We start from the raw sequence: 23,046 nt of genomic DNA on the forward strand, positions 1-23,046 counted from the left end.
GAGATCAGGAGCGTCGATCCTGCAGGAGGGTTTGCAGGGCGCCCGCGAGCGTCGCGCGGGCCGAACCCAGCAGGTGATGCGCCGCGATCCAGTCGCGTGCCTTGCGCCCGGCGGTCATTCTTGCATGTGGATCGGCCACGATGGCGTCGATGGCCCTGGCGAAGGCGGAAACATCCCCGGCCGGCGTCAGCCAGCCGGCGTCGGCAACCACGTCACGGACACCGGGCCTGTCTTCGGCAAGGGCAGGGCAGCCCTCGGCCTGCGCTTCGAGATAGACCATGCCGAATGCCTCGCCGATACCCGGCCAGACAAGTGCGTCGGCTGCGCGGAACGCCTCCTGCACTCCATCCCGGTCCAGGGCACCGCAAAACGTCACCCGGTCGCCGAATTGCGAATACAATGCCTCGATCTCCCCGCGCATTGGACCATCTCCGACAATGGCCAGCGTCCAATCCTGCGATTTCGTCCGTGCAAGCGCTTCTGCGAGCGTCGCGTAGCTCGCCAGCTTGTCGCCCGACCGGAACATGGCACAGGCAAGTAACCGTGTCGTGTCGTGCGCCGCTCTTTGCGGAGCCTCCGCGAGGTACTCCCTCTCGAGGAACGGAAGCAGCCGCACCAGTGCCTGACCGGGCGTGCGGTCCCGCTCCAGCGCCTCGCGATCATACTCCGTCAGGTAGAAGATCAGGTCGGCCGCGTCGCAGGCCTCTTCGGCTGCCTTGGCGAAGCGCGCATAGGGACCGCTGAGCCGGCTCGAGGCGCGTGTCGCCTCGATCAGCACGTAGGGAATGCTCCAGTACCGCGAAAGCGCCGGTCCGAGCAGGTCGGGCGTCTTGTAGTAGGAGTGATAGGTCAGCCAGAGTGCGGGCCTGGGACCCGCAGACAATCGCTCGATCTCCCCTCGTGCGGCCAGAAAGAGCTCGTCCTGGACCGACGCATCGCCCTTCGGGTCGCGGCTGCGCAGCCGGCTTGCCAGTTCCACCTCGCCAAGTCCGGAAGAAGCCAGTGCCGCAACCAGCGCCCGCGCCATGGTCCTGTCGCCCGACGGCACCGGGTCGTCCGGCGGCTTCATGGGCGCATAGAAGGCTATGTCGGCCATTTTCTCACGCGTTCAGGCGATTGCCGCGACCAGCCGGCCTGCAAGCCTGTCGATGCCGGCATCCATGCCGAATTCCGTGACGAGGCGCTCGCGGGCGGCCTTGGCATAGTCGAATCGGGACGCGGGATCGCGTATCATTGCCAAGAGCGCATCGGCGATGTCGGTCGAGGCAGGCTCGACCAGCACGCCTTGGCGGCCATTCTCGATGAACTCGGGTATGGAGGACACCTTGGTCGACAGGATGGGTAGTTCCTGGCTGGCTGCCTCCATCAGCACATTGGGCAGGCCGTCGCGGTCGCCATCGTCGGCGATGCGGCTTGGCAGCACGAAAACATCGGCGCTGCGCAGCGCCTCGATGACTTCCGCCTGATTGCAGGCGCCGCGCCATTCAAGGCGGTCGGCAAGCCCGAGCTTAACCGCCTTAGCCTGCAACTGCTCCGACAACTCACCGCCGCCGATATGCACGAAACGCCAGTTGAGATTCTCCGGCAGCCTTGCGAGCGCGTCGAGCAGGAGGTCGTAGCCCTTCTTCTCGACGAGCCGGCCGACGGAGAGCAGCGTGACGGGTTCAGCCGACCCGTCGCGTGCCGGGCGGGGGGGCGGAGGCGCAGGAAAGCGCGACAGGTCGAGCCCGTGGTAGACGAGTTCGAGATCTTCCGGGTGGCTGGATAGAGAACGAAGATGCTGCGCGCCGAGCGCTGTGCAAGTCGCTCCGAACATTGCCCGCGCAAGCTTGTCGCGCTTTTCCCAGTCGGGTGACTTCCAGATGTCCTTGGCGTGGGCCGAGAAACCCCAGTCGACGCCGCGCATCAGGCTGGCGTAGAGCGCCACCGACGACGGTGTATGCAGGAAATGGGCATAGACGAACCGGAGGTCGCCGGAAGCCTCCCTGGCCAGCACCATGGCCTGGCCGAAACGCCGGCCGCGGTTCGGGGTCGGATCGCGCATCAGATGTCTCAGCCACAAACCCAGTGCCTTGCCGAAACCCGGCAGGCGCACGGCATGCAGCGCGCCCCGCAGTACGCGTAGCGGCTCTTCGTAGAGGTATTCGGGCAGGTAGCGGACTCTTGCCCGCAATGCGTCGTGCAGGGCGTGACGCTTCTTGTCGGTCGGGTGGCGCATCGACCAGACCTCGAAGCACAGGCCACGGCTTTCAAGCGCCACGAGTTCCTGCGCGATGAAGGTTTCCGACAATCGGGGCCAGCCTTTGAGAACGATAGCGAGGCTGCCTGCGGACCGGGCAGCTTCGTTCATACGGCCACGGTCGTGCTGATCAGGGATTTTGTCAACGCGATGATTCTGTCGAGCCCGTCCATGAAACCGGGCGGGGCGTGTCCGGATGGCGGGCTCTGACTGGCGAGGTCGCGGATCGCCTTGGCCATCACTTCCGGGCCACCGCCGTCGCGGTCGCGGTCGAGCATACGGATCAGGCCGAGTTTCTCGGCCACGGAAGCGCGAATGTGCTGTTCCATGCGGGGGATGGTACGCGGCGCGATGACGGCGCGGCAGTCGAACGACAGGATTTCGCAGAACGTGTTGTAGCCGCCCATCGCCACGACGCCCATCGCGTCGCGCATCAGTCCCTCGATGCGGGATTCGAAGCCGATGGCCGTCACCCGCGATCCAAGCGCCTCCACGCGCTGGTCGAAGGCCAGGCGCCTCTCGCCGTTGAGAAACGGTCCGTAGACGATGAGTGCCGCCGGTTCGAGGTCCGGGTCGTTCTCGTAGGCGCGCAGGGTCCAGTCGACCAGAGCCTCGCCATCGCCGCCGCCGCCAGGCGTGACAAGCACGAAGGGATGGTCGAGTTGCGTCGCCGGCAGTTCCATCGGCGCGGCACGACGCAGATAGCCGGTATAGTGAACGCGCCGCTTGAAATCGTCAGAGATATCAAGGCTCTGCAACGGGTTATAGACGCTCTGGTCGCCGTAGACCCAGAACTGGTCGTAGTAGCGCTCTGCGACTTCGAGGGCGCCCTTCCGTTCCCATTCGACGGATAGTGCCTCAGGAGAATCGAGGATGTCGCGGATGCCGAGCACGATCTTGGCCCGTCCCATGCGCTTCAGGATTTCCAGCGTCGTTGTCAGTTCGCCGCGAAACCCGGTCGGTTCCTTGTCCACGATCACGAGATCAGGATTGAAGTTCTCCGCCGCGGCCATGATGACGCTGGTGCGCAGCGCCGTCGTCTGCTCGATGTCCATGTTGAGCGACTCCGAGACATATTCTGCCTCGGTCGTCTTGACGACGCCCGGCATGCGGATGTGGTCGACGCCAGGGGGGAAGGTGAACCGTCCCGCGACAGGTGAGCCCGTCAGGATGAGGGCCGATGACCCATCGAATGCCGAAACCAGTGCTTCAGCGATGGCGCGCGAACGCCTGAGATGTCCCAAGCCGAACGTATCGTGACTGTAAAACAGGAATCGCGGCGGGCGGTCGACGTGCTGGACCCTTGTATGCATAGATAATCCCGCTTCTCATCGACGGCCCGAACAATCGGCGTGCTCAATCTTTGAACGGTCGTACCATTAGACGGCGGGCGGCGATTTGTGAATAGCACGGCATAGGATGACCGCTTGCGGGATTCTGGCCGGCGGGGCTTTCGCGCGGCCCCCGGAGCGCCTAAGTGACCGGAGGTGAGGGCCGCGTGCGTCAACCCATTCTGGACTGTGTTGCGGCAAAGGAGTTTCATGAAGACGCTGGACGATGATGACGGACGCATTGCCCGGTCGGGGCGCACACTTGCTCAGCATCTCGAAATCGTGAGTTCTTTGGAAACCGATCCGAGGGGAGACGGTACGGTTACCCTCGACTTCGAAAGCGGCGACTTTTCCGGCTGGAGCGTCAGGCGCCTGGCAAGACCTTACTCCGCCGTCATCCAGAACGAAGTGGTCCGCGTCGGCACCAAAGCGTGCCGCTTTGAAATCCGGAAGGGAGACGAGGTTTCGCAGGGCCTGCGGGCGGAACTGCGCGACTGGTTCAACGCGCCGTTCGATACGGATATCTGGTATGGTTTTTCGACTTTCATTCCCGCCGGCTTCAAGCCGCCCGGAGGTGTCGGCGTCGTCCTGGCGCAGTGGCACGATCAGGCGGAGATTGGCGACCCGTCCGGCAAACCGCCGCTTGCCATTCGCTATCTCGACGGTCGCCTGCGTTTCACCGGCGCCTTTGCCGAAGTTGCCTCGCACGACCCGGAAATGCGCTACGAATTCCACACGATCGACGCCATTCCTCACGATCAATGGCTGGATTTTGCGTTCAGGATTCGATGGGGGAGAGAGGGCGAGTCCGAAATCGAGGCCTTTCTCGATGGTCGCGACCTTTTCCGGTTCAGCGGGCCGCTTGGCTACCGCAACCAGCAGCGCGGCCCGTACTTCAAGTTCGGGGTCTATGCGAGCGGGGAAATCGTCGATCCATTGATCGCCTACCACGACAACTACAGCCGTGCCGGCAGTCTTGAAGCCGTCGATCCGTCCGTCCAGCATACGTTTCCGGCAGCACGGTGAGTTCCGCAAGCACAGGCGGGCCGACGCTCGCGATCATTGCACTTTCCGGCGAGGCACCCTCGGTGCCGAGACGGCAGGGATCATTTGGAACTGTGACGGTTCATGCCCTGCCGAAGGGTGCGGCGCCGGATCGTGAGACGGCCCTTTCAGCGAGCATCGAAACGGCGCGGTCCGCCGGGGCCGACTGGATGATTGCCCTTGCGCCGGGCGAGTCGTTGACCGACGACGCGCTCGAACTGGTTTCGCCGGCGCTCGATCTGTGCGACGCCATATTCGGCGCTGCCCACCTGACGGGCAGTGGCGATCCGGTTGCCAGGCTTACCCGGCTTGCCTTCGACACGGCCGACCGGTTGCCACATGCCTTGCTCAACTGGTGGATGCCAAATGCGCATTTCATCAGGGTCGAAACCGCAACCGGGGCGCTAGCCGCCTTGCGTTCGCCGGATACCGGACACTGGCGGCTGGACTACCTGTTTTCCCTCTGGGCCACCGCCAGATGCCTCAAATCGGCGCAGCCTCTGCTCGAACTGGATGAAGAGCCGCAACCGCTTGGCGCCCCGCCCAGGGAGCACGTCCTGCGCCACCTATCGGCGGTCCCCGTCTTCCTGCCGGTTGTTCACGGAGACACCGAGTACTTCCTGCCCTACACGGGACAGAACGCCGGCATAGAGCGTGAACAGTCGCGCGGCCTGTTCTTCGAGGCAATGGAACTCGAGGAACTGCGCAAGGCCGTCAAACCTCGCGCCCATATCGTCGATGTCGGCGCGAACACCGGCAACCACACAATCTTCTTCGCCGGCCCTATGCGCGCCGCTTCGGTAATGCCATTTGAGCCTCTCCCGGCGGCCGCGAGGGCCCTCGAGTCGGCAGTCCGCCGCAACGAGCTCTCCAATGTCGACCTGTCGAACCTCGGGATCGGCGTCGGCGACCGGGCGGGCAGGGCAAAGCTCACCTTCTCCGACAGGGGAGGACTGGGCGCGACCAGCCTCGTGCCCGATCCGGAGGGCGAAATCAGTGTCGCGACACTCGATTCGATGGTATCGGGACCGGTCGATTTCCTGAAGATTGACGTTGAGGGGATGGAAATGAGCGTTCTGGCGGGAGCCGAGCAACTGATCCGGCGGACCCGGCCGCTTATCTATATCGAGATCGCCAACGCCAACACCTCAGCCTTCGTCGAATGGCTGGACGCCGCCCGCTACCAGGTCGAGCGGATATTCACCGACAAGGGGCACGCCAACTACCTGATTGCGCCGAAAGTTGTCGCCTGATGCATTTCCTGGTCACCGGAACTGCCGGCTTCATCGGCTTTCACGTCGCGCGTCGCCTGCTTCGCAACGGCCACACCGTGGTCGGCTTCGACGGCGTCACACCCTACTACGATGTCAAGCTGAAGCGCCGGCGGCACGCTTCGCTCAACCAGATGCCCGGGTTTTCGGCGGTCGAGGCGATGCTGGAGGATTCCGACGCGCTGCTCGGCGCGGCAGAAAAGGAAAAGCCCGACGTCGTGATACATCTCGCCGCGCAGGCCGGCGTTCGTCACAGCATCGAGGATCCCGAATCCTACGTCAGCGCCAATCTGTTCGGCATGTTGAAGGTGCTCGAACTCTGCCGCGCCATCCAGCCCAAGCACCTGGTGTTTTCCTCGACAAGCTCGGTCTACGGCATGTCGCACAAGCCGGAATTCGTCGAGGGCGACACCACCGACCGGCCTGTCTCCTTCTACGCCGCAACGAAGAAGTCGGGCGAGGTCATGGCCCACTCCTATGCGCATCTCTTCGGCATTCCGACCACGGTTTGCCGCTTCTTCACGGTTTATGGCCCGAGCGGCCGGCCCGACATGTCGCTCTACAAGTTCGTGCGGTCGATCCTGAATGACGAGCCGATCGACGTGTTCGGCGAGGGCAAGCATGAGCGTGATTTTACCTACATCGACGACCTCGTGGAGGCCATTGTGCGCCTTGTCGACTGCGTGCCCGAAATCGGCAATCCGGTGGCACAGGACGGCGTGACCGACTCCCTGTCGCTCGTTGCGCCTTATCGCGAGGTCAACATTGCCGGCGGCAAGACGGTTGGCCTGATGCGCTACATCGAACTGATCGAGGAGATTCTGGGCAAGCGCGCCAAGCTGAACATGCTGCCGATGCAGCCCGGAGACGTCATGCGCACCACCGCATCGCCCGCGCTTCTCAAGGCGCTGACCGGCTACCAGCCCGAAACCGACATCAGGAAGGGACTGGAGAAGTTCATCGCCTGGTATCTCGACGAAATACACGACGCCGGACGGGCATCCCGATGAATCTCGACGACAGCACGATCGCGGTTATCGGCCTGGGCTATGTCGGCCTGCCGCTCGCCATGGAGTTTGCGCGCACGCGCAAGGTTATCGGCTTCGACACTAGGCGCGCGCGTATCGACGAACTGCGCGCTGGCCATGATGCAACGCTGGAGGTGGATGCCGATGACCTGGCGTCGGCCCAATCGATCGAATTCACCGACGATGCCGAACGGTTGAAGGAATGCGGCGTGTTCATCGTCACCGTGCCGACGCCGGTGGACAGCGCCAACCGGCCGGACCTTGCACCGCTGAAGCGGGCCACCGAGACCGTCGGCAAGGCCATCAGCAGCGGAGCCGTGGTGATCTATGAATCCACGGTCTATCCGGGCTGCACGCGCGATGTCTGCGTGCCCGTTCTGGAGCGGGAATCCGGGCTGGCGCTGAACGAGGGTTTCGTCGTCGGCTACAGTCCCGAGCGGGCCAATCCCGGCGACCGCGCGCATCGGCTGGCCAACATAGTCAAGGTGACGAGTGGATCGACGCCCGAGGCCGCCGAAGCGATCGACCGGCTCTACGGCTCCATCGTCACCGCCGGCACCCACAAGGCGAGTTCAATCGAAGTGGCGGAAGCTGCCAAGGTCATCGAGAACACGCAGCGCGACCTCAACATCGCGCTGATGAACGAACTCGCCATCATCTTCAACCGGCTGGGCATAGACACGCTCGAGGTACTCGCCGCGGCGCAGACGAAATGGAATTTCCTTCCGTTCCGGCCGGGCCTTGTCGGCGGTCATTGCATCGGCGTCGATCCCTACTACCTGACGCATCGCGCCCAGGAGGCGGGATATCACCCCGAAGTAATCCTCGCCGGGCGGCGCATCAACGACGGCATGGGGCGCTACGTCGCCGACCGGGTCGCGCGGCTGATGATGAAAAGGGGATTTCCGGTCGTCGGCAGCCGGGTGCTGGTCATGGGGCTGGCATTCAAGGAAAACTGCCCCGATATCCGCAATTCCAAGGCCGTAGACATCGTGCGCGAGCTTGGGCAGTTCAATGCCGAGGTTGACGTCTGGGACCCCTGGATATCGGACGAGACAAGGAATTCCGAGGCCGGCATCAACTTCCTGCCGCAACCGCCAATGGCTGCGGCCTATGACGCGGTCATCGTCGCGGTCGGCCACCGCCAGTTCGTCGAGGCGGGAATATCAGGCGTCCGCGCGCTCGGAAAGGAGGGCGCCGTGCTCTTCGACGTGAAGGGCATCTTTGCCAAGGACGAAAGCGACGGCCGCCTCTAGGCCGCATGTAGCCAACTGCCCGGCGACAGAAATCGCCGGGGCCGTCACCTACATCGTCGCGCCGATCTGCCAGGGCACGAACTCGTTGTCGCCGTAGCCGAGTTCTTCCGACTTTGTCTTCTTGCCGGACGCCACGGCCAGGATCTCGCGGAAGATCTCCTCGCCCTTTTCCTGCAATGTCACGCCATCGAGGATGTCGCCGCAGTTGATATCCATGTCGTCGGCCATGCGCTCGTACATCGGCGTGTTGGTCGCCAGCTTGATCGATGGCGTCGGCTTGCAGCCATAGGCCGAACCACGGCCGGTCGTGAAAGCCAACATGTTGGCACCACCCGCGACCTGGCCGGTCGCCGCGACCGGGTCGTAGCCTGGCGTGTCCATGAACACGAAACCCTTTTCCGTCACCGGATCGGCGTAGTGGTAGACGGCGTTCATGGTGGTCGATCCGCCCTTCGCCGCCGCGCCGAGCGACTTTTCCAGGATGGTCGTCAGCCCGCCGAGCTTGTTGCCGGGCGAGGGGTTGTTGTTCATCTCCATGTTGTTGCGGGCGGTATAGTCTTCCCACCAATGGATGATCTCGATCAGCTTCTCGCCGACTTCCTTGTTCTTTGCACGACGCGTGAGCAGGTGTTCGGCGCCATAGATTTCCGGAGTCTCCGACAGGATCGCGGTGCCGCCGTTCCTGACCAGCATGTCGGCCGCCACTCCAAGAGCCGGGTTTGCGGTGATGCCGGAATAGCCGTCCGATCCGCCGCACTGCAGGGCCAGCATGAGTTCCGAGGCAGGTAGCGTTTCGCGCCGCGCCGCATTGACGGTCGGCAGCATCGCCATCACGGCCTCCACGCCAGCTGCTACCGTCTTTTTCGTGCCGCCGACTTCCTGGATCGTCATGGTCCGGAAGGTCTCGCTCTCCTGCACGCCGTAGGCTTCCTTGAAGCGTGGGATCTGGAACCCTTCGCAGCCGAGGCCGACCATGATGACGCCGCCCATGTTGGGGTTGGTCGCATAGCCCCAGGTGGTCTTCTTCAGCGTGTCGAAGATCACGCCGCGATAGTCGATGACGCAGCCATTGGCCTGCTTGAGCGCCACGATGCCGTCGATGTTGGGATAGTCGTCGAGGATGCCCGAGCGCTCGATTTCCTTGGCGATGAAGCCGGCAACCGTCGTCGAGCAATTCACGCTGGTCAGGATGCCGACATAATTGCGCGTACCCGCCTTGCCGTTGGCGCGGCGGAAGCCCTCGAAGGTGGCCTGTTCGGCGACGGGCAGCACGTTCTCCGGCCGCGCGCCCTGCGCGATCTGGTAGTCGCGCTCGAAGGCGCCGTGCTCCGGGCCCATGTCGCAATTGTGCTCGTGCACCCAGTCGCCTGGCACGATGGCCTGATTTGCGAAGCCGATGATCTGGCCGAATTTCCTGACGGGTTCGCCCTGCGCGATCGGCACGACGGCAACCTTGTGGCCGAACGGGATGCGCTGCCGGGCGGCTACGCCCTCGGCAACGATTGCGCCGGCCTCGGTTCTCTCGGTCGCGACGACGACATTGTCCTCGTCGCTCAGGCGAAGGGTCTTGGCTACTATTTCCAACATTTCAGATCGTTCCAGATTGAGCTTGACCATCTACAGCAGCATGCATGGGGACGCTACCAGTGGTTTGCCGCGGTTGCCGGGCGAGGGTTCAGCCGGTAGGCGCATCGTTCCGCATGAGCCCCTCGGCCTTCAGGTCGCGCCACAGGTCCTGGGGAATCTTCTTGTCCAGGATATTGCGGTTGCTGATGACCTCCTGCGGCCGCTGGCCGCCTGGTATCAGGGACACGACCGACGGGTGCATCAACGGGAACTGCAGCGCCGCCTCGATCAGGGCCACGCCATGGCGCTTGCAGACGGCCTCGATCAGGGCAACGCGCTCGAGTATTTCCTTCGGCGCCTCGTCGTAATTGTAGAAGGAGCCCGGTTTCGGTCCCGTCGCCAGGATGCCGGAATTGTAGGGGCCGCCCAGAACGATGCCGATATCGCGCTTTTCGCAGAGCGGCAGGAAGGTCTCCAGCGCTTCCTGCTCCAGCAGCGTATATCGGCCGGCAAGCAGGAACAGGTCGAAGTCACCGCGCTCGGCCAGCGTCTGGCAGACCTGCCATTCGTTGATGCCGCCGCCGAAAGCCTTGATCACGCCCTGATCGCGCAGTGCCAGCATGGCGTAGTAGCCGCCGCGCATGAATTCGTCGATACGCGCGTCCGAAGCGGCCTTGGAGCCATGGGTGAAGATATCGACGTCGTGCACGAAGAGGATGTCGATGCGGTCGACGCCTATCCGCTCGAAGGAGGCCTCGAAGGAGCGCATGACCCCGTCATAGCTGTAATCGTAGATCTCGCGCCGGGACGGTGTGTCGAAGAACTTTCCGATCCCGGTCCGCTGGTCGGGCGGGCAGACTTCGAGCAGACGTCCCGCCTTGGTCGAAAGCAGGTAGTCATCGCGCTTCTTGCCGCGCAGGAACTGGTTGAGACGGGTCTCGGAAAGGCCAAGGCCATAGAGCGGCGCCGTGTCGAAATAGCGGACGCCCGAATCCCAGGCTGCCTCGAGGGTGGCCTGTGCATCCTCTTCCGAAACGGTGCGGTAGAGATTGCCGAGCGGGGCCGTGCCGAATCCAAGTTCCGTAAAGTGCAGCCCGTTGCCGGCGCCACGCTGCCAATGCCTGGTCTTCATGAGATTCCGTCCTCCAATCATATTCTAGCATATCCGGCGTGGGTCAAAAGGCCCGCTGGCATGGAAGTGGTCCGTGCGCGATTCAATTGCCTGCGTGCAGATCGGATGCCGCCAGCAGCCTAGAGCGGCAGCCTTCGAACCATCACATCGGTCGAGGGCAGGGGCGCGAAGCCAAGCTTCGCGTAGAACGCCCTTGCGCCGAGGTTTTGTGGATGGACATCGAGGAACATCCCCTTCGACCCGGCCTTGGAAAGGCGCTGCATGAGGAGCGTCATGGCCTTGCGGCCGATGCCGCGTCCGCGCGCCTGTTCCAGCAGGTCGATATGGCCGTGCGAGGGGTAGTCGGCCACGACGTCCGCAGCGATGGGCTCGGGGTGATGGATCATGCGGCGCGCCCAGTCGCTTCCCCGCCATGTCGAGGGATCTGGGTCCGGATCGTTGAGCGCCCCGCGCAGTTTCGGGTACCACTCCCGCTCTGCCCGGTCGTTGAACCACGCTGTATCTGCCGCTCCGAACAGATAACCGCAGACGCCGTCCGGCGAATCCACTACGAAGGCGAGGTCCGGTTCCAGGACCCGGTAGGGCAGGCAGTAGATTTGGCCAAGTAGGTTTGGGTCGTCTTCGCGCGCGCTGGCATCTTGTCCGGCATCGCCGGTGAGCAGGCAGACGCGGCAGATCGCGGCGTCGTCTGCGGTGGTCGCCTGCCGCAGGAAGAAACCGTCGCCGAAGTCGATCTCCATCAGGGGTTGATGCGGAAGTTGGCGCCTTCCGGCAGCAACTGCCCGCCATCGACGACAAGAGTGGTGCCAGTGATGTAGCTCGCCTCGTCGGATGCCAGGAACAGGAAGGCGTTGGCGATGTCTCGCACGTGACCAAGCCGGCCGAGCGGGATCGCGTCGCGCATGGACTGGATGAAGTCCGCCGAGCGATGCTCGCCGACGCCCTCGGTCTCGATGTTGCCGGGTTCGACGCCATTGACGCAGATGCCGTAGCCGGAGAATTCGAGCGCCGCCGCCCGGATGAAGCCGTTGATACCGGCTTTGCTGGCAGAGTAATGCGCCTGGCCAGGCATGGTGACATGAGGTCCGGTGATCGACGAGGTGAAGAGCAGCCGGCCGGAACCCTGCGCCTTCATGGCAGGCAGCGCCGCGCGAGCCGCGAGGAAGCAACCCTTGAGGTTCACGCCGAGCACCCGGTCCCAGTCTTCCGGTTCGGTGTCCTCGATCAGTTGCCACGGATAGATGCCCGCGTTCTGTACCAGGATATCGAGGCTGCCACATGTATCGAGCGCCAGCGCGACGGCCGCCTTGGCGTCGTCGAAACGCGAGATATCGGTGGCGATGAATGCCGCGCCGAGCTCGCGTGCGGTCGCCGCTCCGGTCTCAGCCTCGCTGTCGGCGATGACGAGGCGCGCCCCTTCCTCGGCGAAACGCGTCGCGACAGCCTTGCCGATGCCGCGGGCGGCACCGATCACGAGGGCGACTTTTCCGTCGAGACGTCCGGTCATGCGAGCCTCTGCCTTATCGAGTGCTTGGCGGTGTCGAGCAGCACGGCGGCCAGCACGAGCAAGCCATGGATCACCTGAGTATAGTGGGCTGGAAGCCCCATCAGGTTGATGGCCGTGTTGATCGAGGACAGCAGAAGCACGCCGGCATAGACGCCGGGCAGCGCGCCGACGCCGCCCTTCAGGCTGACGCCGCCGATGACGACCGCCGCAAATGCATTGAACAGCATGCCGGTGCCGAGATTGGCCGTGGCGCCCGACGTGCGGATGGCTAGCAGCCAGCCGGCCAATGCCGCCGTGGCGCCGGCAAGCACGAAAGCGAGCATCAGGATGCGGTCGACCTTGATGCCGGCGCGAAAGGCCGCGGCTTCGTTGCCGCCGATCATGATCAGGTGCCTGCCGAAACGGGTCTTCGCCATGACGAAGGAGAAGCCGACGAAGCAGAGGATGGCGACCCATGCCGTCAGGGGCACGCCGGCCAGGCGCTGGATGCCGAGCCAACGGATCGCCGGCGCGAGGTCCTGGGCCGAGCGTCCGCCTGACACCGCCACAACAAGTCCGCGCACCCAGATGAAGGCGGCGAGCGTGACGATGAAGGCGCTCATCTTGACCTTGACGACCAGATAGCCGTTGAGAGCGCCGATCAGCCCTCCAACCAGGATGCCGCCCAGCAGCGAGACGGGGACGGCCATCCATGCCGGTGTGAACTGGATGCCGAGCCCGATGCCGGCCGAACAGAACAGGATGCCCGTCACCATTGCCGAAAGCGCCGCCACGGATTCGACCGAAAGGTCCATGTGGCCGGAGATGATGACCAGCGCCAGGCCGATGGCCATGACGCCGAGCACGCTCGATTGCTCGACGATGTTGGCGAAGATTCCGATCTGGAAATAGTGCGGGATCGTCGCCGAGAAGATGACGAGCACCGCCAGCAACATGAACCAGACGAGATTGTCGAGAATGAACTCGAGGATGCGGCGGTAGCGTGGGTTCATCGGTGACAAGGACTCCGGGGGTTTCCGGACCGCCGGAGTGGCGGTCCGGTTCGTGACATGTCGCTATTCGACCGAAGTCACCGTGTCGGTGGGCGGCTGCATGTTGCCCCAGAAGGCGGGGTTGTCGATGTTGTCCTTGGTGATGGCAGCGCCCGGGATCTTGATGTTGGGGCCCCATTCTTCCATCGTGACCGTCGACTTCAGGCCAAGCACGTCATACTCGCCGGGCTTGATCTCTTCCTTGGCGACAATCTTGTCCATGAACATCGCGATCGCCGCAGCCTGGGCATAGAGCGGCTGTTCGACCTCGACCTGCATCCAGCCCTTGCGGATCAGGTCGAGACCGACCGGAGCGCCGTTGGAGCTCAGCATGTAGACATCGCCCGGCTTCTTGCCTGCCGATTCCAGAGACGCGACCGCGGCCACCGAAAGATGGGCGGCATGGTTGAAGATCAGGTCGATGTCGGGGTTGGCCAGCATCTGGTCGGCGACGATGGTGCCGGCATTGCTTGCCTCCCATTGCATGGCGGGCTTCGTGATGATGGTGACGTCCGGAAATGCCGCCATCTTCTCCTCGAAGCCCTTCTGGATGTCGAGCGTGTAGGGGTCGCCCGGATCGCCCAGTACCTGCAGCACCTTGCCCTTCACGGCGCCGTTCTTTTCCTTCAGCAGGCGTTCAACCTCGCCGGCCGCGACGTAGCCGATCTCGATGGTTCCGGCGACGGAGGTAAAGGCCGATGGCGTGGACGTGATTTGGCGATCGAACTCGATCACGGGAATTCCCGCGGCCATCGCCTTCTCGATTGAGGGCTTCAGGGCATTGAAGTCGACCGCCGCAAGGACGATTGCCGCCGGCTTCAGGGCGATCACGTCGTTCATCTGCGACTGCTGGAGGTCGGTCTTGTTGTCCGCATTCAGCGTCGTCATTTCGTAGCCGACCTGCTTGAGGAACATCTCCAGCGCGCTCACCGAGCCGGTCTGGAATTCGTCGAGCAGGGTCGGGACCATGTAGTAGACTTTGCCCTTCGCCTGGGCGAAGGCCGGCGTCAGCAGGGCGAGGGCCACTGCCAAGGCGCCGAAGATGGCGAGAAGTTTGCGCTTCATATCGTTCGCTCCTGTCGTGCCGGACCTTCTTGTTCCCGTCAGCCTGCCGATCCGGCACCGGTCAGGCTTTCCCCGGTGATCATGGCGATCACCGCATCGGGGCTTGTATCCTTGCGGGCAACATCGCCCGCCACGACGCCCTGCCGGATCACTACGATCCGGTCGGCGACCTGGAAGGCCTGCTGCATGATGTGGGTGATGATGACGACGCCGATGCCCTGGCTGGCCACGTGCCGGATCATCTCGAGGCCGCGCCGCGTCTGCTCTACGCCGAGCGCCGCGAAGGGCTCGTCGAGCAGCACAAGCTTGCCGCCCCAATGAACGAAGCGGTTGAGTTCGATGGCCTGACGCTGGCCGCCCGACAGATGCTCGACTTTCGTCCTGAGCGAAGGGATGCGCGTGCCGGCCGATGCCAATGACTCGGCGACCTGGGCCTCCATCCTGCGCTCGTCGAGCACCGGAATGCCGAGCACGCTATGCGTCAGCTCTCGGCCCATGAAGAAATTGGCGACGACATCCACATTGGTGCACAATGAGAGGTCCTGGTAGACGGTCTCGATGCCCGCCTCCTTGGCCTCGGAAGGCGATTTCGCCTGGAAGGGTTTCCCCTCGAACACCATCTTGCCGGAACTGGGCGCGAGGCCGCCGGCGATGATCTTGACCAGCGTCGACTTGCCGGCGCCATTGTCGCCGAGCAGCGCCACCACTTCGCCCTTGCCGATCGAAAAGGAGATGCCCTTCAGCGCTTCGATGGCGCCATAGCTCTTCTTGATGTTGTCGAGGACGAGGAGGGGTTCCGTCATGCCGCCATTCCTTTCTGGCCGACGCCAATCACGCGCCCGGTATCGGGTGCGAAGAGTTGCCCCGACTGCGGCGACAGGACGCCTGCGATGGCAAGCGCTGCCGCGCCGCGCAGCACCGCATGCTGGCCACCATTCGAAACGACCACTCTTGGCGCGGTGCGGTCGCGTCTTGCCGCCACCGAATTCGGAAGCTCGGCGCAGGCATCGTGGAGCGCTGCTATGAGCGCCGGCGATCCCAGTCCGCCGAGAATGATCGTCTGCGGGTCGAAGAGGTTCTCAATGGTGGTGACCGCGCCGCGCAGGATGGGAGCGACCGAGTTCACCCAGTCCCGCTCGCTGGTGCCCTCGTCGCAGCGGCCGAACGCCTCCAGGGAGAGGTAACGTTCGAGGCAGCCCCGGTTGCCACAGGGACAGGGCTCGCCGTCCGGCACGACGGGAATATGGCCGATTTCGCCGGCATTGCCCCAGGCGCCGCGCAGCGTGACGCCGCCATGGACCATCGCTCCGCCGAGGCCGACGCCGAAATAGAGGTAATAGAAGTCCGTGAATGCGGCACCCAGACCGTAGAGCCTCTCGCCAAGCGCTGCGGCAGCCATGTCGGCCTCGAAGAAGGCCGGTAATCCCGTCGCTTCCGCAAGCCGCTCGCCGAGCGGGACATTGCCCCATCCGGCCAGTGTCGTCGGGCCGATGAAGCTCATCGAATCCACGTCGAACGGGCCGGGAAGAGCGAGCCCCACCCCGAGCATGCGGCCCTGCGGGCGCAACTCCCTGAGGTCGCTCACCATTTCGGCGATCAAGGCGAAGGCGTCATCGGGCGTGGGCGTTGGCACCTCGCGGCGCAGGCTGCCGACGACGTCGCCGCCGAGGCTGATCAGCGCAGCGTCTATGCCGAGTGGCGTGACATGCAGCCCGACGGCATAGCCGCCCTCCGGATTGATGCGCAGTCTCGCCGGCGGAATGCCGCGACCCTTCGGCTCCTCCCGGACGGAGAGGACGAAACCCTGGTCTTCAAGTTCGCGTATGATGGTCGAGACGGTCTGGACGGTGAGATGGACCTGCTCGGCAATGCTGCCGCGCGTAATGGGGCCGTTCAGCCTGATGGCTTCGAGCACGATCCGGCGATTGAAATGTCTGCCGGACTCCTGGTTTGTGCCTTTCAGCGTCATGAAATTGTCCCCAACGACCAAAGACTAGGCGTGCAAAAACGATTTAGTCAAATGAAATTCGAAAAAGAAGCGCAGCCTGTCTTGCGGGATCGCGCATCGGGCGGCTAGGTTCGATCCAGATTGGTTGCGGACGGGAAACAGCATCATGTCGACACCTGAAGAACGCCTCGGCGCCCTCGGTCTGGCCATCCCGCCAGTTCCGGAACCACTTGCCACCTACGTTCCGTTCCGCATTGCCGGAGACATGCTCTACGTTTCCGGGCAGGGACCCAGAATGGCCGACGGCAGCTACCAGGTCGGCCGTCTCGGCTTCGACACAACGGTCGAGGAGGGCTATGAGGCGGCCAGGCTTACCGGCCTGCATCTTCTGGCCGTCGCACGGCTGGCCGTCGGAGATCTGTCGCGCATCGAGGCCGTGGTCAAGCTGTTCGGCATGGTCAACGCGGAAGCGAATTTCGCCGACCAGCCGAAGGTCATCAACGGCTGTTCCGACCTGCTGGTCGAGGTGCTTGGCGATGCCGGACGACATGCCCGCTCGGCCATCGGCATGGGTTCGCTGCCCAACCGGATGATTGTCGAGATCGAGGCCATCTTCCAGATACGCAAGCCATGACGATGAAGTTCGCCTCGATGGATGAGCTGAAGGAGGCGGTCGCCCGCCACTACGGCACCCCCTGCCTGATGATCGATCTTGACGTCGTCGAGAAAAACATTGAACGGGCGCAGAAGCTCTGTGACGCCGCCGGCGTCGCTGCTCGACCGCACATCAAGACGCACAAGAACCCGCAGATCGCAGCCATGCAGCAACGCGCCGGCGCACGCGGCATCACCTGCCAGAAGCTCGGCGAGGCCGAGGTTATGGCGGATGGCGGGCTGGACGACATCCTGATCACCTACAACATCCTTGGCGACGAGAAGCTTGCGCGCCTCGGCGCCCTGGCCGCGACCCGAACCATCGCCGTCGCCGCCGACAACCCGGTGACCATCGAGGGACTGCCCAAGGCAGCAGCTATCGCCGGTCGCCCCCTCAACGTGCTGGTTGAATGCGACAGCGGCCGCAAGCGCGCGGGCGTCGAAACGCCCGGAGAAGCAATCGAGCTCGCAAGGATGATCGCGGCGGCCCCGGGTCTCGCATTCGCGGGTTTCGTCTTCTATCCGGTCGAGAACGCCATCGGCGCGGCGCAAACCTTCCGCGACGAAGCCGTATCCGGGGTCAGGGAGGCAGGACTCGAGCCGCGCATCCTGTCGTCGGGCGGCACACCGAACCTCGCGACGCTCTCGCAGTTCAGCGGCATCACCGAGCATCGTGCGGGCACCTACATCTTCAACGACCGCATGATGATGGCCGCAGGCATGGCGAGCCTCGACGATTGTGCCCTGCATGTGCTCGCGACCGTGGTCAGCCGGGCCGGGCCCGAGCGCGGCATCCTGGATAGCGGCTCCAAGACGCTGACCTCCGATCCGGGCGGCGGGCTCGACGGCTTCGGCCTGATCCGCGAATACCCGGAAGCAAGGATCGCTGCCTTTGCCGAGGAGCACGGCATGCTCGATCTGTCGCGCTGCAACGACCGGCCGCCGGTCGGCACGCTGGTGCGCATCGTTCCGAACCATGTCTGCGTCACGGTCAACATGTTCGACCGCTACGTCGCAGTCAGGGGAACGGAGTTGATCGGCCAGATGGACGTCGCCGCGCGCGGCAGGCTGGGCTGAGCCTCGGTCGAGCCACTCGAAGCGTGGCGGGGCCGCATCGATGCCCTGAGTAGCGGCTTCGCTATGTGTTTGCGGTGCCGAGGGTCGTGATGCAGGACAGAAGCCCCGTCGCATGCCGGGTGGCCGCGCCGGTCGCCGCCAGCATCTGGGGCAGCAGCAGCCATTCCAGCGTCCACGCCGCGCCGGATCGCTCCTGCTCGTGCACCATCGCCTGGTGCATTCCGCCGATCTGCACAGCATTGAACCGGGCGAGCGTGACCAGCATTTCGGCAGCCACGGGATTTTGCTTGCCCGGCATGGCCGAGGAGCCGCCACCGCCCTCAAGCCGGATTTCGGTTCCATCCTGCGCCATCAGCGCAATGTCCTGGCCGAACTTGCCGAGGCTTCCCGTGACGAGGGCGAGCAGGCCGGCCAGTTCCACGACGCGGTCGCGCTGGTTGTGCCATTGCGGCGCGTCGGCAAGGCCCAGCCGGCTTGCCAGTGAGCGCCGGACCTCCGCTGCCTTGCCGCCAAATTTGTCCAGGGTGCCTGCGGCGCCGCCGAACTGGATGGCGCAGGAGCTTTTCAGCCACTCTTTCAGTCGCTCGCGTTCGCGAATGACCGGTCCGCGCCAACTGCCGATCCTGTCCGCGACGGTGATTGGCAATGCCGGCTGCATGCGCGTATGGCCCTGCATGGTATTGCCGCCAAGCTGTTCGGCGAGGGCATCGAATGCACCGACGACCGTATCCAGCCTGCGGTCCAGCAGGTCGAGGCTGGATCGCAGGCGCAGCATCAGCGCCGTGTCGATGACGTCCTGGCTGGTCGCGCCGAAATGGATGTGCTGACCGTGCGGTTCGCCGACGGAGAGCCGCAACTGCCGCACGAGTTCGGGAACGACGACCCCGTCGCGGCCTGTCGCCTGCCGGAACTGCTCCATCGCCGGCTTGAATGTTGGCGCCGCCGCAGCGATAGCGTCTGCCGCTGCCGTCGGGATGACGCCGTGTTCGGCTTCAGCCTCGGCCAGCGCGACCTCAAATCGGATCATCGTCCGCAATTCCGCGTCGGCCGACAGCAGAATGGAAAGCTCGTCGTCGCCGAGCAGGCCGGACAGGAAGGGATGATCGAAGCCGACGATCGCCATCAGATGTCGAAGAAGACGGTTTCCTGCTCGCCCTGCAGGTGAATGTCGAAGGTGTAGGTGCCGCCTTTGCGCTCGGCCATAAGGGTCGGGATGCGCACCTTGTGCTCGATGCGGGCAAGCACCGGGTCCTGGGCATTAGCAGTCTCCTCGTCGGAGAAATAGAGACGGGTGTTGAGCCCGAGATTGATGCCCCGCGCCACGATCCAGATGTTGATGTGTGGCGCCATCAGCCGGCCGTCCTTGAAAGGCACGCGGCCGGGCTTGATGGTTTCGAAGGTGCAGAGGCCCGTATCCATGTCGGTCGCCTGGCGGCCCCAGCCCTGGAAATTGGGATCTGCCGCGCCGCGCCGTTCCGATGGCGAAGGGTAAAGTCCGTGTGCGTCTGCCTGCCAGATCTCGATCAGCGCGTCGCGCAGCGGCGTTCCCGTGCCGTCGAGCGCACGCATTGCCACCGTGATGCGTTCGCCGGCCGTCTTGTCGTTGACCATCACCCTGCCGAGGTCGTCGTCATAGACGCCGGTGATGTCGCAGAAGTTCGGCGTCAGCCCGATATGAACGTAGGGACCGGCCGTCTGCGACGGGCTCTCCTTCAGGCGGTTGAGTGCCTGTGCCATCAGTTACCCTCCAGCCGGTTTTCGAACATGGTCGAGCGGCGTCCCCTTAACACGATATCGAACTTATAGGCGCGTGCGTCCATTGGAATGGTCGCCTCCATGTCGAGCGCGGCGATCAGCTGCTCGATAGCTGCCCGGTCCGGGATGGTTCGCACGATCGGGCATTTCCAGATCATCGGGTCGCCTTCGAAGTACATCTGGGTGATCAGCCGCTGGGCGAAGCCATGGCCGAAAACCGAGAAATGGATATGCGCCGGTCGCCAATCGTTTGGCCCGTTCGGCCAGGGGTAGGGGCCAGGCTGAACGGTGCGAAAGGCGTAGGACCCGTCCTCGCCGGTGATTGTGCGCCCGCAGCCGCCGAAATTGGGGTCGAGCGCGGCGATGTATCCTTCCTTCTTGTGGCGATATCGACCGCCGGCATTGGCCTGCCAGAACTCAATGAGGGCACCGGGCACGCCGGCGCCGCGCTCGTCGAGTAGGCGGCCGTAGACCACGATGCGCGGACCGATCGCGCTCTCTCCGGGCTTGGCGAAGTTGTGGATGAGGTCATCGTCCAGCTCGCCGAGAATGTTGTGGCCGAATACCGGGCCGGTAATCTCTGACAGCGTTCCGTCGAGCGATAGAAGCGCCTTTTGCGGCGAGCGCAGCACCGAGGTCTTGTAGCCCGGGGTGAAAGCGGGCGGATGCCAGCTCCGGTCGCGGGCGAAGAATCCGCCGGTTTCCGGCGGGCGATTGGACAGGCGTTCGGACATTATTCTGCTTCTTGATCCATCTGGTCGAAGACCTGCTTCACTGTGGCGATGGCGCTGTTGGCGGCCGGAACCCCGGCATAGATGGCAACATGCAGCAGTGCCTCGCATATGTCTTCACGCGTCGCGCCAGTCCGCGCGGTGGCGCGAACATGCATGGCGACCTCGGCATGGTGGCCGAGTGCGGCAAGCAGGGCGATCGTCACGATCGAACGCTCTCGCTTGGTCCATTGCGGCCTGGACCACACATGCCCCCAGGCAGCCTCGGTGATAAGCTCCTGAAACGGGGCATCAAACGGGGTCTTGGCCGCCTCGGCGCGGTCGACATGGGCATCGCCCAGCACCGCCCGCCGGGTCGCCATGCCCTGCCTGTAGCGCTCGCTGTCATTCGCCATGATGGGTCACCCTGGCCTTTCCTTCCCTGACATCGAAGCCGCTTCCTGTCCGCGCACCGATGATCTGTTTCCCGGCTGCGTACGCACCTCAGGTACGTGCTCATGATAGCGCGGATTGATTTCTTTGGCCCCGCTTCAGCAAAGGCATGTTATCCGACCATAAACGCCCTATAGTTTGAAGCAATACTATTCAGGAGGATGCCCATGCGAACCCAGGTGGTCATTGTCGGTTCCGGCCCGGCAGGGCTCTTGCTCGGCCAACTCCTTGGCAACGCAGGGATCCAGTCCGTCATCGTTGAGCGAGCAAGCCGCGACTATGTGCTCAACCGCGTTAGAGCCGGCGTGCTCGAGGAAGGCACGATGGCACTGATGCGCCAGAGCGGGGCAGGTGGCCGGATGGACGCGGAAGGGCTCCTGCACAACGGATTCTCGCTCGCCTTCAACGGTCGCAGCCAGAGGATTGACCTCGCTGGACTGACCGGCGGCAAGCACGTGATGGTTTACGGGCAAACCGAGTTGACCAAGGACCTGATGGAGAAACGCGAAGCGGACGGGCTGCAGAGCATCTTCAACGCCGAGGCGGTCGAGCTCCACGATTTCGATTCGGATCACCCCCACGTGACCTACCTGAAGGACGGCGCGGGCCATCGGATCGATTGCGATTTCATCGTCGGTTGCGACGGCGGGCACGGGGTCTCGCGAGCATCGGTTCCGGAAAATGCCATAACCACCTACGAGCGGATCTACCCGTTTGGCTGGCTTGGCATCCTGGCTGACGTTCCGCCGGCGTCGGACGAGCTCATCTACGCCAACCATACGCGCGGCTTCGCCCTCTGCTCAATGCGCTCGCACACGCGCAGCCGCTACTATGTTCAGTGCGGGCTCGACGAGAAAGCAGAGGCATGGACGGACGACCGCTTCTGGGACGAATTGCGAAGACGGCTGCCGCACCAGGTTGCCGATGCCGTGGTGACGGGACCCTCCTTCGAGAAGTCCATCGCGCCGTTGCGCTCCTTCGTCGCCGAGCCATTGCGGTTCGGTCGCCTGTTTCTCGCCGGCGATTCCGGCCATATCGTTCCGCCGACGGGAGCCAAGGGGCTCAACCTTGCCGCGAGTGACGTGCACTACATGTTTGCCGGCCTGTCCGAACACTACCTCGAGAAATCCTCGGCAGGCCTCGATGCCTACTCGACCCGCGCTTTGACACGGGTGTGGAAGGCTGTCCGCTTCTCGTGGTCGATGACGATGCTGCTGCATCGGTTTCCTGAGCATGGCGACTTCGACCGGAAGATCCAGGAAGCTGAACTCGACTACCTGTCCCACTCGGTCGCTGCATCGACCGTGATGGCCGAGAATTATGTCGGCCTGCCACTGTGACGACAGGCACCCTTTGCCGGTTGCAACCCGGATTTGCCGGGTGAATGGGTGTCCTTGGCTGACAAACACTCAAAAACCACGCATGTTGGCTGCATGAACAAGACATCAGTCCAGCCTAATGATTCGAGCGCGAAAAGCGCCGATGCCGAACCACGCGAACCGGCAACGCTTGGCGCGCTGGATCACTATATCGGTTTCAACCTCCTGCTGGCGCAGAACGCTTCGTTCAAGGCATTCAAGCGCCGTTCGGGCGAAGACGCGCTAAAGCCGGGCTGGTTCGGCGTACTCAGCCTGATCAACGACAACCCCGGTATCACGCCGATGTCGCTCAGCCGTCTGAGCGGGCGCGACAAGTCGACGATGACGCCCGTGCTGCGCGACCTGCGGCACGCGGGACTGATTGCCCGCGGCGAAACCGTGGGGGACAAGCGCAGCTACAGGCTGACCCTGACACCAAGCGGCGTGGAGGAACTGAAAATGCTGGCCGAACATGCCCGCCGGCATGACGAGGACCTTGATGCGGTCGTCGGCGACCGCAAGGAGGAGTTCCTTGCCATGCTCCGGAGCGTCGCCGCCTACTTCGACTGAAGCCTGTCTGGCGGTGATGGATGCCGATCAAACACGCTGATGATGCGGAAT

23 protein-coding genes are annotated in these 23,046 nt (G+C 63.9%); 8 read left to right on the forward strand and 15 right to left on the reverse strand.

Annotated elements, in window-relative coordinates; translation table 11 throughout:
* Positions 1-4: 4 nt before the first annotated feature.
* The 3 genes from ACT2BZ_RS16515 to ACT2BZ_RS16525 are packed head-to-tail and all read right to left on the reverse strand — an operon-like array spanning position 5 to position 3,552.
* A complete protein-coding gene (locus ACT2BZ_RS16515; protein WP_457936215.1) occupies positions 5-1,096 on the reverse strand; it encodes a glycosyltransferase family 4 protein in 1,092 nt (363 codons plus the stop codon).
* Between the two features lie 12 nt (positions 1,097-1,108).
* The gene (locus ACT2BZ_RS16520; protein WP_457936216.1) at positions 1,109-2,350 is read right to left on the reverse strand and encodes a glycosyltransferase; all 1,242 of its coding nucleotides are present in this window, start codon (positions 2,348-2,350) and stop codon (positions 1,109-1,111) included.
* Positions 2,347-3,552 (reverse strand): glycosyltransferase family protein, encoded by a 1,206-nt coding sequence (locus ACT2BZ_RS16525; protein WP_457936217.1) that lies wholly within the window; start codon positions 3,550-3,552, stop codon positions 2,347-2,349. The genes ACT2BZ_RS16520 and ACT2BZ_RS16525 overlap by 4 nt, the downstream gene beginning before the upstream one ends.
* Before the next feature lie 228 nt (positions 3,553-3,780).
* Between ACT2BZ_RS16525 and ACT2BZ_RS16530 the strand changes: the two genes are divergently transcribed.
* The 4 genes from ACT2BZ_RS16530 (at position 3,781) to ACT2BZ_RS16545 (ending at position 8,169) form a co-directional block, all read left to right on the forward strand.
* Positions 3,781-4,596 carry a polysaccharide lyase gene (locus ACT2BZ_RS16530; protein WP_457936218.1) on the forward strand — a complete coding sequence of 272 codons (816 nt, stop codon included), beginning with the start codon at positions 3,781-3,783 and terminating at the stop codon, positions 4,594-4,596.
* Positions 4,597-4,688: 92 nt separating this feature from the next.
* Positions 4,689-5,867: an FkbM family methyltransferase gene (locus tag ACT2BZ_RS16535; protein ID WP_457936219.1), complete on the forward strand. Its 1,179-nt coding sequence runs from the start codon at positions 4,689-4,691 to the stop codon at positions 5,865-5,867.
* A complete protein-coding gene (locus tag ACT2BZ_RS16540; RefSeq protein WP_457936220.1) occupies positions 5,867-6,895 on the forward strand; it encodes an NAD-dependent epimerase/dehydratase family protein in 1,029 nt (342 codons plus the stop codon). Before ACT2BZ_RS16535 ends, ACT2BZ_RS16540 begins: the two co-directional genes overlap by 1 nt.
* Positions 6,892-8,169, forward strand: a complete 1,278-nt coding sequence (locus tag ACT2BZ_RS16545) for a nucleotide sugar dehydrogenase (protein WP_457936221.1) — start codon at positions 6,892-6,894, stop codon at positions 8,167-8,169. Before ACT2BZ_RS16540 ends, ACT2BZ_RS16545 begins: the two co-directional genes overlap by 4 nt.
* Before the next feature lie 48 nt (positions 8,170-8,217).
* Here ACT2BZ_RS16545 and ACT2BZ_RS16550 read toward each other — a convergent pair whose 3' ends face one another.
* The 8 genes from ACT2BZ_RS16550 to ACT2BZ_RS16585 form a co-directional block, all read right to left on the reverse strand.
* Positions 8,218-9,756, reverse strand: a complete 1,539-nt coding sequence (locus ACT2BZ_RS16550) for a UxaA family hydrolase (protein ID WP_457936222.1) — start codon at positions 9,754-9,756, stop codon at positions 8,218-8,220.
* 88 nt (positions 9,757-9,844) lie between these two features.
* Positions 9,845-10,867 (reverse strand): aldo/keto reductase, encoded by a 1,023-nt coding sequence (locus tag ACT2BZ_RS16555; protein WP_457936223.1) that lies wholly within the window; start codon positions 10,865-10,867, stop codon positions 9,845-9,847.
* 119 nt (positions 10,868-10,986) lie between these two features.
* On the reverse strand, positions 10,987-11,607 hold the full coding sequence (locus ACT2BZ_RS16560) for a GNAT family N-acetyltransferase (protein WP_457936224.1): 621 nt from the start codon (positions 11,605-11,607) through the stop codon (positions 10,987-10,989).
* Positions 11,607-12,374: an SDR family oxidoreductase gene (locus ACT2BZ_RS16565; protein ID WP_457936225.1), complete on the reverse strand. Its 768-nt coding sequence runs from the start codon at positions 12,372-12,374 to the stop codon at positions 11,607-11,609. The genes ACT2BZ_RS16560 and ACT2BZ_RS16565 overlap by 1 nt, the downstream gene beginning before the upstream one ends.
* Positions 12,371-13,366, reverse strand: coding sequence for an ABC transporter permease (locus ACT2BZ_RS16570; RefSeq protein WP_457936226.1), 996 nt, complete (start codon positions 13,364-13,366; stop codon positions 12,371-12,373). Before ACT2BZ_RS16570 ends, ACT2BZ_RS16565 begins: the two co-directional genes overlap by 4 nt.
* Before the next feature lie 63 nt (positions 13,367-13,429).
* Positions 13,430-14,470, reverse strand: a complete 1,041-nt coding sequence (locus ACT2BZ_RS16575) for a sugar ABC transporter substrate-binding protein (protein WP_457936227.1) — start codon at positions 14,468-14,470, stop codon at positions 13,430-13,432.
* Between the two features lie 38 nt (positions 14,471-14,508).
* Positions 14,509-15,273, reverse strand: coding sequence for an ATP-binding cassette domain-containing protein (locus tag ACT2BZ_RS16580; protein WP_457936228.1), 765 nt, complete (start codon positions 15,271-15,273; stop codon positions 14,509-14,511).
* On the reverse strand, positions 15,270-16,439 hold the full coding sequence (locus ACT2BZ_RS16585) for an ROK family transcriptional regulator (RefSeq protein WP_457936229.1): 1,170 nt from the start codon (positions 16,437-16,439) through the stop codon (positions 15,270-15,272). The genes ACT2BZ_RS16580 and ACT2BZ_RS16585 overlap by 4 nt, the downstream gene beginning before the upstream one ends.
* A gap of 145 nt (positions 16,440-16,584) precedes the next feature.
* On the opposite strand from ACT2BZ_RS16585, the gene ACT2BZ_RS16590 reads away from it, so the two are divergent.
* Both ACT2BZ_RS16590 and ACT2BZ_RS16595 read left to right on the forward strand, forming a co-directional pair.
* Positions 16,585-17,052: a RidA family protein gene (locus ACT2BZ_RS16590; protein ID WP_457936230.1), complete on the forward strand. Its 468-nt coding sequence runs from the start codon at positions 16,585-16,587 to the stop codon at positions 17,050-17,052.
* A gap of 2 nt (positions 17,053-17,054) precedes the next feature.
* A complete protein-coding gene (locus tag ACT2BZ_RS16595; protein ID WP_457941356.1) occupies positions 17,055-18,149 on the forward strand; it encodes a D-TA family PLP-dependent enzyme in 1,095 nt (364 codons plus the stop codon).
* Positions 18,150-18,210: 61 nt separating this feature from the next.
* Here ACT2BZ_RS16595 and ACT2BZ_RS16600 read toward each other — a convergent pair whose 3' ends face one another.
* From ACT2BZ_RS16600 to pcaC, 4 genes are read right to left on the reverse strand one after another with little or no spacing between them, the layout of a single operon-like run.
* On the reverse strand, positions 18,211-19,272 hold the full coding sequence (locus ACT2BZ_RS16600) for a 3-carboxy-cis,cis-muconate cycloisomerase (RefSeq protein WP_457936231.1): 1,062 nt from the start codon (positions 19,270-19,272) through the stop codon (positions 18,211-18,213).
* A complete protein-coding gene (pcaG, locus tag ACT2BZ_RS16605) occupies positions 19,272-19,886 on the reverse strand; it encodes a protocatechuate 3,4-dioxygenase subunit alpha (RefSeq protein ID WP_457936232.1) in 615 nt (204 codons plus the stop codon). Before pcaG ends, ACT2BZ_RS16600 begins: the two co-directional genes overlap by 1 nt.
* The gene (gene pcaH / locus ACT2BZ_RS16610; protein WP_457936233.1) at positions 19,886-20,638 is read right to left on the reverse strand and encodes a protocatechuate 3,4-dioxygenase subunit beta; all 753 of its coding nucleotides are present in this window, start codon (positions 20,636-20,638) and stop codon (positions 19,886-19,888) included. The genes pcaG and pcaH overlap by 1 nt, the downstream gene beginning before the upstream one ends.
* The gene (pcaC, locus tag ACT2BZ_RS16615; RefSeq protein ID WP_457936234.1) at positions 20,638-21,030 is read right to left on the reverse strand and encodes a 4-carboxymuconolactone decarboxylase; all 393 of its coding nucleotides are present in this window, start codon (positions 21,028-21,030) and stop codon (positions 20,638-20,640) included. The genes pcaH and pcaC overlap by 1 nt, the downstream gene beginning before the upstream one ends.
* Before the next feature lie 204 nt (positions 21,031-21,234).
* On the opposite strand from pcaC, the gene pobA reads away from it, so the two are divergent.
* Both pobA and ACT2BZ_RS16625 read left to right on the forward strand, forming a co-directional pair.
* Positions 21,235-22,407, forward strand: coding sequence for a 4-hydroxybenzoate 3-monooxygenase (gene pobA / locus ACT2BZ_RS16620; protein WP_457936235.1), 1,173 nt, complete (start codon positions 21,235-21,237; stop codon positions 22,405-22,407).
* Between the two features lie 48 nt (positions 22,408-22,455).
* The gene (locus tag ACT2BZ_RS16625) at positions 22,456-22,995 is read left to right on the forward strand and encodes a MarR family winged helix-turn-helix transcriptional regulator (protein ID WP_457936236.1); all 540 of its coding nucleotides are present in this window, start codon (positions 22,456-22,458) and stop codon (positions 22,993-22,995) included.
* The last annotated feature ends 51 nt before the right edge of the window (positions 22,996-23,046 follow it).

The organism is Mesorhizobium sp. 10J20-29, assembly GCF_054130485.1.